General features: G+C 48.6%; 5 protein-coding genes. All 5 read right to left on the minus strand.

The features are described 5' to 3' along the window. Positions 1-15 precede the first annotated feature (15 nt). Positions 16-6,219, minus strand: coding sequence for a family 43 glycosylhydrolase (locus ACN6MW_RS03060; RefSeq protein ID WP_419874170.1), 6,204 nt, complete (start codon positions 6,217-6,219; stop codon positions 16-18). Between the two features lie 260 nt (positions 6,220-6,479). Next, positions 6,480-7,994 carry a glycoside hydrolase 43 family protein gene (locus ACN6MW_RS03065; protein WP_419874171.1) on the minus strand — a complete coding sequence of 505 codons (1,515 nt, stop codon included), beginning with the start codon at positions 7,992-7,994 and terminating at the stop codon, positions 6,480-6,482. A gap of 72 nt (positions 7,995-8,066) precedes the next feature. Continuing rightward, a complete protein-coding gene (locus tag ACN6MW_RS03070) occupies positions 8,067-9,083 on the minus strand; it encodes an endo-1,4-beta-xylanase (RefSeq protein WP_419874172.1) in 1,017 nt (338 codons plus the stop codon). A gap of 139 nt (positions 9,084-9,222) precedes the next feature. Next, positions 9,223-10,203 (minus strand): glycoside hydrolase family 43 protein, encoded by a 981-nt coding sequence (locus tag ACN6MW_RS03075; protein WP_419874173.1) that lies wholly within the window; start codon positions 10,201-10,203, stop codon positions 9,223-9,225. Between the two features lie 85 nt (positions 10,204-10,288). Further along, complete coding sequence (locus ACN6MW_RS03080; protein ID WP_419874174.1) at positions 10,289-11,815, minus strand: glycoside hydrolase family 43 protein; 1,527 nt, start codon at positions 11,813-11,815, stop codon at positions 10,289-10,291. Positions 11,816-11,824: the final 9 nt, after the last annotated feature.

The following is an 11,824-nucleotide window of genomic DNA, read 5'->3' on the forward strand; positions in this document are numbered from 1 at the left end:
TACTGCACATCTGTTTTAAGTTAAGCCGGATTTTTGCAATAACTGCTGTACAATCTTAGCAACTTCGGCTCTTGTAATATAAGCTTTCGGCGCAAGCACTGCAGCGCTTCTTCCGGATACGATTTCCGCTTGAATGCTATCAGCGATTGCATTCTTCGCCCAGCTTGACGCATCTGCAGCATCTTTGTAAGGGCGCAATACAACATCAGCTGTCTGGTTCTCAAGATTTGCCTTCAGGCCGGTGATCGTCATTGCTTTGGCAATGATAACCATAGCCTGTTCTCTCGTAATCTTGTCTTGAGGACGGAAGGTGCCATCTTCGAAGCCATTGATCAGATTGTATGACTGTGCCGTCACTATGGCGCTGCTGTACCAATCCTCAGCTTTCACATCCGAGAATGGCGTTGCGCCGTTCTCCTGCTTCAAGCCTAATGCCCGTACGACAATTGCTGCGAACTCGGCACGCGTAATATCTGCGCTCGGATTAAACCGGTCATTCCCGATACCTGTGATGACCATCCGCGAGCCCAAATTATTTACAGCATCCTTCGCCCAATGCTGAGCGACATCCGAGAACTCTACCGGATGATAGATAACAGCGTAGGTGCTGTTCGTTAAGCTGTTCACCTTAGCATAAAGCTTGCCCTCAATAGTGACGATTTTTGTCGGCACATGGCGCACCGTTCCATCCTGTTCGACCACAACGACTGTAGTAAGCTTGTTTGGAGCGACGCTGTCCGGAATCGCAATAATACGCTCTACATACGCGTTGAACTTCGAAATTTCGATGGTCTTGTCACCGTATTGGGCCGTGACCGTGAAGTTAATTGGCGGCGCAACCAATGTAAATTCTCCTTTGATTGCCTCATTCTCAACCAATTCTGCCATTGCTGCCTCCGGTACGGCGATTTCAATCCGGATCGTCATGTCCTTCAAAGCGACCGATGCGCCGAACTGCTTAGAAATTGCGCTGCTATCGATTTGCTGGGCAGGAACGGTATACGTTGCCCGATTCGTTTGTATTTCCAGTACTGCTTTCTTCGCTTCCATCTCTTTGACCATTTGGGCATTCAACTGCAGTGCTACGATATCGGACTCGCTATTAACCGGAATGGTGATTCTTGCTTGATCTCCTTCCACTGCAAGCCATTGACCCAGTTTAATCTGGTCAATTGCAATCGTGGTTACCGTTTGGCCATTCCTTTCGGACTTCACAGCCGTACCCGCACTTTCGGCTTTGCCGTTGATAAGAATATCGACGACTGTATTGCCGGTAACAGGCGGAGCAGCCGGTGTACCGTCGCCGCCGTTATCCGAAGAGGTTACCGTGAATTCCATTTCGGCTTTCTTTTCCGAACCGCCGGCAGTGACCGTTAAAGTAAGCTTGCCGGTTCCCGCAGCAACTCCCTTGATGGCAACCGCAGCTTTGTTGCTGTCGCCAACGATGCTGATCTTTCCGCTAGATGACCACTGATAAGTTGGACTTGTTGCATGGGATGGATTAATCGTCGAGCCTACCGTTAATGTTTCACCCACCTTAACCTCTGTCGCCTCACTTGTGATACTAACGGATTGTACAGGAGTGACATTTGGTCCCGGATCAACAGCTGTAAACTTCCAATAATCCATATTAAATAAGTTACGAGTACCCGCTCCTTTAAACATAAAGAAGACATTGTGGATTCCTTTGACATGATCTACGTTTGTTTTCAGCAGCTGCCATACTTGCTCTCCGCCTGCGGGAGCGATGTCAAGAGTGCCAATCACTTCGCCAATCGGACTATCCAGGCGAATTTCGATTGTACCTCCTGCAGCCGCCGCAATATTGGCTTCGAATGATGCCGCTCCCTCTTCACCGAAGTCAGCGTTTGCTACGGCAAGCCAGTCTCCATTATCAATATCCGTGACATGAAGATTAATGCTTTCTACCAGACTGCCAGGCGCGCCTGATTTCTCGGTCAGAATGCCTGCATTCCAAGCGATCGTTTCAGACTCGGTTCTCTTAAATGGATCAAGATCCGCAATCTGAGAAATACCTTCCATATCACCTTTGATATCCTTGATTAATCCATTTTCGTAGAACTCAACCTTATTAATATGAGGAGAACGGTATCCCTTTCCGTCACCTAGAAGCGCTTTGCTGACGGTTTGGGCATGGTATACCGCATACCACTCGTTATTAAATTCAAAAATCGCATGATGGTTATTGCCTCCTACGCCAAAGAATTCATATGGATTTTTCAGAATAGGCGAGACATAAGTGAAAGGCCCCATCGGGTTATCGCTCACCATGTAAGCAATTTCACCTGGAGGAGGCGTCCCTTCCGGATGCGTACCGGCGAAATTCGAACAATAAGAGTAATAATATTTACCGTTATACTTGTGAATACCCGAGTCTTCAAATAAGAAAGGAGCATCAATTAAAGCCGCTTCACCAACAGTGGAGACCATATCATCGCCTAATGCAATGACTCTCCCCGTTCTAGGATTTGCAACTTGCGCTTGCGTCGGATTGTTACCGCCAGGAATTCCTCCGCCGAAATACAGATAACCTTTTCCATCATCGTCAACCAATACGGCCGGGTCAAAAAGCCATACAACGCCGGGAACGCCAGGAGTATTGCCCGTAATCAGTGCTTTTCCTAGCGGATCTGTCCAAGGTCCGATCGGACTATCCGCTGTGAGTACCCCAATACCTCCAGCTCCATTTGCAAAATAAAGGAAAAATTTATCCTTGCCGTCTATTTGCTTATGTGCGGCTGTCGGCGCCCAAGAGAACGTTGCCCATTTGGCTATGCCGGCAGGTCCCGCTACCGGAATTGCGCCATGGTCTGTCCAGTTGACCATATCATCAGAAGAAATGACGAAAACTCGATTCAGATTGCTGAATGAATTATCTTTCACGTTTCCGTTGCTGTCATATTCGTAATCATCGCTTGACATATAGATGTAAACCCTTCCATTATAAGCCAAGGCGTAGGGGTCTGCCCCTAATTTATGGTCCATAAGCGGATTGGAATACCCTGGAATTTTGGCAATGGCGCCTGTATCCAACTGCTTTAATCCTACGTTTGCCACTGCTTCATGGACATTGTAGCCAATATTCCCGCCCTCGACCTGAATATAATCGGTCTGGATGGCAGCCGTAAGATCCGTTGGAACGAAGCCTTCAACCTTCAGCTTAATCGTCGCAAACAAATCGGTAGATTGATGCGTGAAATTCACATTTTTGCCAGAAACCTTTATCTGCAGACGATTATCGGCATAAGTAAATGAAGGGTCTCCCACGATATTTTCAGAATTGAATTCCACTCCGGTTACAGATAGATACTTCGGAACGTTAAAGGAAGCCGAAATCGATGTGTATTGTCCTGACGGCAGCGCATCCATTTTCACAGGCACTTCTAGCTCCATGTTTTGGACACCGATCACATCGGTAACATCCCCTAATTCCGCATTTAGGATGGTTGCGGACGCATTAGATCCCGTCATTTTATCGTCGACTCTGAAATAATCAAAATCGACTGATCCGCCTGTCGTTTTTGTTGCATAATTGAACAATGCAAAACGATAGCCCATAAAATGCGGCAATGTATAATGCATTTGCAGCGTATTCCCTATCGCTGTCCAGTCAGCTCCATTAAGGCTGTAATAGAAATACGCCTTATCGGTCTGATTTTTATAATCCAATTCAATTTTAAAATATACCTTTTCCTCATTGACAGGAATGCTAGCCACTTCCACTGCCGTTCCGGAGCTGCCGTCTACCATAACAATGGATTTCGAAGTTCCGGACATTTTAACGCCGACATAGCCGTATTCTTTTTGCAATGCGGCAAGTCCGGCATAATCGCCATTTTTCATTTGGCTTATATCCACTGCAATGCTGCCAGAGCTTTCGGGTCCAAATGTTCTTTGCGTAAGCGTATTTCTGGCATCAAGAAGATTAGTGCTCTTTCTGCCGGTCGTTAGCCGTAAATAACCCGGACGCTCCGTAAGCGACCAATTCCTGTTGTCCGGGTTATGGTTCCACTGCCACACTAATGCAAGATTTGAACCATTGTAATCGTATTCACCGATATTCGCTTTGTCCAGCCCGCCGGCCGGCGTAACATCTTCAAGTGAAACATCATCGACATAGAAATTCATTAAATCTAAAGTCGGATCTTGTTGCGGTGTCCAAACGGTCTCCATAAAAATAAACGGTGCATGAAGCTCGGCATCATCCGGAATCGTATACGTTCCTTCAATGGTGCCCCATTCCCCTTTGTTTACCGTAACCGATCCAAGAACCTTGATTGTCGTCCAGTCGCCATCCTGGATATCGAAGTTAAATTGCTTGGCCGCAGGCAGCGCACCGTCTCCGTCATATTTCACTTTTGCGGAAAACTTATACACTCCGCCTGCTTTCACTTTTCCGGCAATCGATTGCTGCGGACCTCCGCCTGTAGATTGCCGGTTGCTGATGAACAAGCTGCTTGAGCCGCTGTACGCTTCGTCCGCCGTTACCGCAACCGCTGCATTCTCATGGCCCGTCCAAGGCTCTCGGCCATTCTCGAATCCGCCGTTTACAAGCAGGTTGGAATCTGGCGTCACGTCTCTAAGCGATACATCATCGACATAGAAATCCATTAAATCTAACGTCGGATCTTGTTGCGGTGTCCAAACCGTCTCAATAAAAATAAGCGGTTTATTAAGCTCGGCATCTTCCGGAATGGTGTAGGTTCCTTGAATGGTACCCCATTCTCCTTTGTTTACCGTTGCCGATCCAAGCACCTTAATCGTCGTCCAATCGCCATCTTGGATAGCAAAGTTAAATTGCTTGGTCGCAGGAAGCGTGTTGTCACCGTCATATTTCACTCTAGCAGAAAACTCATATATTCCGCCGGCTTTCACTTTGCCGGCAATCGCTTGCTGCGGACCTGCGCCAGTCGCCTGTCTGTTGCTGACATGCAAACTGCTTGAGCCGCTGTAAGCATCGTATGTTGATGCTGTAACCGTTGCATTCTCATGGCCTGTCCACGGCTCTTGGCCGGCTTCAAATCCGCCGTTTACAAGAAGTTCATTTCCTTCGCTTACCGCAGCGAATGATTGTGCTGCTGGAGCTGCCGCGGTTTGTATTTCAGAGAATGATGGATTAGAAACGATATTTGCTGTTTCCCCGAATACCGTATGTGAAGCTCCTACTCTCTCTGGTCTCTGATAAAATTCATCGGAATCGACAAAGAGGTTCTTCGATGTCACGCCATTAACAGGAATAGGCATACTTTGCGGAACCTTGCCGTCAACCCCGAATATCGGCCACCCGTTTTCCCATGTAACGGGAATTAGGTAGGGGATACGTCCAACGGATCCGCGGTCTCCAAATAACATTCCGTACCATTTCCCATCAACCGTATCCACAATTCCACCCTGCGCGATACCCGCATCCCTCAAGGCGACTTGTCCTGTGTATGTGCTGTCTATAGCGTCCGCTCGATGCACGATTTGAGTACGCATACCATCCTTCGGCCATGTGATGTTGAATACATAATAGCTGCCGTTAATTTTTTGAATATGTGTGCCTTCAGCATTCAGGCCAACGTTAGGTCCTGCAACCAGACTTGCATTAGGAATGATGATTTTATCAAGCCCGCCCGGTTTGATCGCCGTTGCATCCGAGGTGAGCTCAATGGCTTTAATATCGCCGCCGCCATAAACCATATACACACGTCCGTCATCATCGAACAGCAATGACATGTCATGATAAACGCCATCAAACGTGGAATGAGTCCATGGGCCATTCTCTATATCTTCCGTTTGGTAAATATAAGTTTTGCCGGTATCATAGGAAGGAAACGCCACATAAAATTTCCCGTTATGATACCGAAGGCTGCTGGCCCACGAGCCTTGACCATAATTGCTCTTTCCGTTCCTGAGCGCTTGTTCGTCATTATCTGCAAGGATATCGTAAACATAATTGACGATTTCCCAATTCACGAGATCATATGATTTCATGATCGGCACGCCGGGATTCATGTGCATGGTCGTGCTCGACATATAGTACGCGTCACCCACCCTAATGACATCGAGGTCCGGTACATCCGCCCATAGAAATGGGTTCTCAAAATTGCTCTCGCCTTGCTGCGCATAGACTGACGTGCTTGGTACTGACGTGCTTGGTACAAGGTTCAGAAATAATGTAAGCACTAATAAAAATGAAAACGACTTTTTAAACATTGATTTGTAACTCCTCCTCTTCATTGTATGTAATTCCAACAAAACATCTATTTCTGAGCTCATTTTATAGTAGTTAATACGTACAAACCATGTAATTTCTTGTTTGAAAAGTTTCATTTGATACGAAATTTCGACTTACATTCCCACGACAACAAGTGTGATTGTAAGCGGATACATTTTGTGTGTAAAATAACACCAGTGCCGCAAAATTAGGGCACTGATGATCATTCACCTAAACCAAATTCCATTATTTCCGAACCTTAATTCACCGTCTTCGCATACCGGAAATAATCAAAATCGGCATGCCCGCCTATATGCTTGGTTGCGTAATTAAACAACCCGATCCGATATCCCATAAAATGATCCAACGTATATTTCATCTCTAACGGGCGGCCGATTTGAATCCATTCGACTCCATCCGCAGCGTAATAGAAATTTGCTGTATCCATGCTGTTCGCAAAATTAAAATCAATCTTTAAAAAAATCTGACTGGCCTCGTATCGAATATTCTCGACCTCTTCTTCACCGCCATCGCCACGATTAACACACATCGCAACGAATCTGTCGCCGTTCTCCGCAACTTTAACGCCAACGGTGCCGAAGTGATTCTGCAGAGCGACCAAACCGGCATGATCGCCAGGTTTCATATGGGAAATGTCCATCAACGTCATCCCGATGCAGGCGGGTCCTTCCGTCCGCTGCGTTAACGTATTGCGCGCATATACTACGCTGTCGGTCAAATTGCCCGTTTCCAATCGCAGAAAATTTGGCCGCTCCGTCACCGACCAAAGTCGATTGTCCGGGTTATGATTCCACTGCCAGTTCAGCGCCAACTTGTTTTCCGTGTATTCAAACTCGTCGCTAATCACCAGCGGTTTAGGAGACGTGGCGGGCAACGGGATTTCAAATTTCTCTGGCGCCTTCCCCTCCACCCCGATGATAGGCCATTCATCTACCCAAGATACAGGCAGCACGCAGGGAATTCTGCCGACGGCATCGTGATCTTGAAACAGCACGGCATACCACTTGCCTCCCGGCGTTTCAACGATGCCGCCTTGCGCAACGCCTTTGTTCTGATAACCCATGTCGTCATCCAAAATCAATTTGCTTTCATAAGGGCCAAGAAGCTCTTCCGAGCGATAACAAATTTGCCTGCGACGTTGGTTTCCGGTCTTTGGCCACTCGATGAAAAACAGATAATAGCGGCCGTCTATCTTATACGCGTGGCACCCTTCGCATCGCAGCCCAATGCCGTCCCGTTCCGTTTCGAACAACAGCCGATTGACTCCGCCCGGCTTTACTGCCGTCGCGTCTTCCGTCAGCTCCGTAATGTAAATATCACCGTTGCCATAAATCACGTAGACGCGGCCTTCGTCAAACAATAAGCCCGGATCGTGAAAGAGCCCTTCAATCGTGGAGCGATCCCATTGACCGTTCTCGATATCATTCGTCCGGTATATATAAAAACGGTTCATATCATTGCTTGAGAAGCACACATAGAACAATCCGTTATGATAGCGCAAGCTTGCGGCCCATGACCCTTGTCCATAAATGCCTTTCCCGTCCAACAAATTGTGAGCATCGTTATCCTCGAATGTATCGTACACGTAGTTCACGATCTCCCAATTCATCAGGTTCTCCGACTTCATGATCGGGCACCCGGGCATCGTATGCATGCTCGTGCTGACCATATAATAAAAATCCCCTGCTCTTATGACATCTGCGTCCGGAACATCAGACCAGATGACCGGATTGGTTATTACCGCATGGCTCATCCCTATCTCTCCTTATTACCAATTTATAATACTAGTTATCTTATCTTACGTTTTACGCTTGCCCGGCCGCGGTCAATAACGTGATGCGTCCAAAATGTCCCAATAGGATGGCTTGGGCTTATGTGCCATATTAAAGACGAATGGCCAGTTTTTTCGGCCTTTCACCGGAAAGTTATCCAACCAAGTATAATCATCGGCCGCTCCCCAGAATGTTACGGACGTGATCCATTCACTGTACTCCTTAAACAGTTGGAAAAATTGCTTGTAACGTTCCGCTTGCTTCACGAGCATTTCTTTGGTCGGCGCCAATAGATCGGTTCGGCGGTCGTCATGCTGGAATACGGATACATCCAACTCCGTAATATGCAGCTTCAGGCCGAGGCTTGCATATCTTTCGATCGCATGGCGTATATCGTCAATGGACGGATGCTCCAAGTTCCAGTGCGCCTGAAGTCCGATCCCTTGGACCGGCACATCCTTCTCCTTCAACGACTTTAACAAGGCATAGATTTTTTCTCTCTTTTCGGGGATGGACTCGTTATAATCGTTATAAAACAACATGGCCTCCGGATCCGCCGCATGCGCATATTCGAACGCTTTGGCAATAAAATCCTCTCCGGCGATGTCTAGCCACTTGGACGAACGCAGCAGCTCCCCGCCGCTGTCGGAAACCGCTTCATTTACGACATCCCATGCATAGATGCATCCCTTATAACGCGCAACCACCGTTTCGATGTGGGATTTCATCCGCGCAAGCAGCGTTTCGCGGTTAACTGCGCCGCCGGTGTGATCCTCAAACATCCAATTAGGCGTTTGATTGTGCCATACCAGGGTATGGCCTCTAACCGCCATGCCATTCTCTTTGGCAAATGCAACCAATCGATCCGCATTCTCGAAGGTATATCGATCTTCAGCAGGATGCAGGCTCTCGAACTTCATTTCGTTCTCCGCCGTTATACTATTGAAATGCCGCACCAACAGCTCACGCTGCGTGACCAGCGTCTTTGGGTTTACTGCCGCCCCGATTAAAAACTGCTGACTGAACGCTTCATGCAGCTTTGGGGAATCATCCGTACGAGAATTGACCACTCTCAGTTCGCCTCCTCTTACCTATGTGATGCTTCAAACTCAAACGAGCCAAAGACAATTGTTTACCAAAAGTGTAGCGCTTGCATTCGTCAGCAACAACCTGTCTATTATTTGTTCATTAACCCGGCAAATAATAGATTCATGAATAAGGATCGATCGTCTGAATCGTCCCGTCCTCGTTATAATGCAGTTCCGTATACTTGACACACCGCTTATGGTTGACTCCTCCAGAGAGGGAACAGTCGTGATAAAACAGGTACCATTTGTCTTCAAACTGGACGATGGAATGATGGGTCGTCCAGCCGATTACTGGTGTAAGGATCGTTCCTTTAAAGGTATACGGGCCCAGCGGATTCCTGCTGATGGCGTAGACGAGCTTATGAGTCGTACCGGTCGAGTAGGACAAGTAGTACCATCCGTTATGCTTGTGCACCCACGGTCCTTCAAAGAAGCGCCGATCCTCGTCGCCGGCCGGAATCGGGCTGCCATCCTCATCGAGGATCGAAATTTCCTGCGGAGCTCCTTGAAAAGACAGCATGTCCTCACTCAATATCGCGACCTGCGGACCAAGAGCAGGAGCATTCGCATCCGGCCCCGCAGCTTCCGGCTCGAAGCTGGCGGTCTGCCATTTTTCCAGTTGGCCGCCCCAAAGACCGCCAAAGTAGATATAGGCCTGATTATCTTCGTCAATCAATACGGCCGGGTCGATGCTGAAGCTGCCTGCAATGTAATCCGGCTGCGGGATAAAAGGGCCGGCCGGAGACGCGCTTGTCGCCACACCGATCCGAAAAATCCCATCATGGTCCCGTGCGGGAAAAAACAAGTAATAGATGTCGTTCTTATAAGCGGCATCCGGCGCCCAAAGCTGCTTGGAGGCCCACGGAATATCTCTTAAATGAAGAACCTCGCCATGATCAACGACGAGAGATTCGAGATTGTCCATGGAAAGCACATGATAATCTTCCATTGCGTAATGATCCCCATTGTCATTATCAGGTCCATCGTGGTCGAGGTCATGCGACGGGTAAATATAAATTTTCCCCTCGAAGACATGCGCGGAAGGATCGGCCGTGAAAATATGAGTGACAAGCGGTTGATTTGGTTTTGGGATTTGATTCATGCGAATTCTCCTTTTTTATAACCTTAATGATCTGGCATACTTACACTTCGGCGAAGCCATCTTCAGTAGATGACGGATAGACCTCCTACTCAACGGCTTCATAATGGAACCAGTCAAAATGGGCCGGCGACTCGGATCGAGTGCCGTTGCCCGTCGCATACATGGCGAAGAACACGCCCGTAAACCCGCCGGATACTTCCGTGGCCAGCAAAGCGCACTCCCCTTGGCCAAACCAGAAGGGCTCCTCATGGCTGCTGCTTGAGAAACCGAAGGCATAATGCTCCTTATCCGATTTGACAGTCAGCACGACCTTATCAGCCGACCATGGCGCCTCATGTTCCACCTTCCACAAACTTCCAAGCCTTCTCCGAAAAATGATCTTGCGCTCGCCGGCAATTCTTGTCACTGCAATCTCGTAATGAAACCGCTCATTCATGAATACGGTTATTCCCGATTCTTCGCCGTCTCGCTGCGGCGCAAACGTTAAATATACGGAAACGCGGCATGCAAAGTGCTGCTGCCTCCGCCCGACAAACGCAGGCGCGTCAACAGCATTTAAGGTAGCCGGGGAGCCGTACAGCGTCAGGCAGCTGTCTTTCTCCGTCAACGACCAATGATCCGGGTTCGGCGAACGCAGAAAATTCCATTGCGGAGCGAGAGCGGAAGCGTTGAAGTCGTCTCTCACCATCTGCTCTTCGCTCACAGGCTGCAGAGTTAACCCAGCGGAAGGCATCGTCTCTCCGATGATGCCGTTCTCGCCGATCATCGGCCACCCCTCTTCTGTCCAGGTGACGGGCGCAAGGAACGTCTCTCTGCCGAGATGATGACGTTTCGGATAACCGATAGGACGTATGCCAAGGAATACGGCCCACCAGCTGCCATCCGGCGTCTGGACGAAGTCTGCATGTCCCGTCGCATGAATCGGCTTGAACAGGCTCCGATGAGACAGAATCGGATTGTTCGGACAGCTCTCAAACGGTCCGGTTGGCCTTTTGCTCCTTGCCACCGTTACCATATGGCCGTATTCCGTGCCTCCTTCGGATATGAGGAGGTAATACCAATCGCCAACCCGGTAGATATGCGGAGCCTCCGGATATTGCCCGCCGGTCCCCGTCCATAGGAACGCGCATTCCGAAACTTTTTTCCCGGTCTTCAAGTCGATTCGACTCTGGTATATACCCGGGCCCGTTATATCATTGCTCGCGGATGAAGTAATATAGACCGTCCCATCCTCGTCGAAGAAGAGATCAGGATCAATCCCGGGATGATCTAGATAAATCGGATCGGACCACTCCCCGCGCGGATCACTCGTATGCACATAAAAGTTGCCCCCGCTCGAGACGTTTGTGGTGATCATGTAGAATGTACCGTTATGAACACGAATAGTAGGCGCGAATATTCCACCAGAACTGCTCGCTTGCCGCAAATCCAATTGCTTTGGCCTGGTCAAACAATGTCCTATCTGCTGCCAATGCACAAGGTCTTTGCTGTGAAAGAGCGGTACTCCCGGAAAATACTCGAAAGAGCTGGTCACCAGGTAGTAGTCCTCGCCTTCTCTGCAGACGCTCGGGTCGGGATGGAAGCCGCTAATAATGGGATTTTGGTAAGTCATTTCGCAAGA

The sequence above is a fragment of the Pristimantibacillus sp. PTI5 genome (assembly GCF_048572955.1).
Lineage (GTDB): Bacteria > Bacillota > Bacilli > Paenibacillales > Paenibacillaceae > Pristimantibacillus.

Excerpts from the sequence above, each read along its gene's own strand:
- ACN6MW_RS03060 (WP_419874170.1), bottom strand. The coding sequence starts at position 6,219 with ATGTTTAAAAAGTCGTTTTCATTTTTATTAGTGCTTACATTATTTCTG.
- ACN6MW_RS03065 (WP_419874171.1), bottom strand. The coding sequence starts at position 7,994 with ATGAGCCATGCGGTAATAACCAATCCGGTCATCTGGTCTGATGTTCCG.
- ACN6MW_RS03080 (WP_419874174.1), bottom strand. The coding sequence starts at position 11,815 with ATGACTTACCAAAATCCCATTATTAGCGGCTTCCATCCCGACCCGAGC.
- ACN6MW_RS03075 (WP_419874173.1), bottom strand. The coding sequence starts at position 10,203 with ATGAATCAAATCCCAAAACCAAATCAACCGCTTGTCACTCATATTTTC.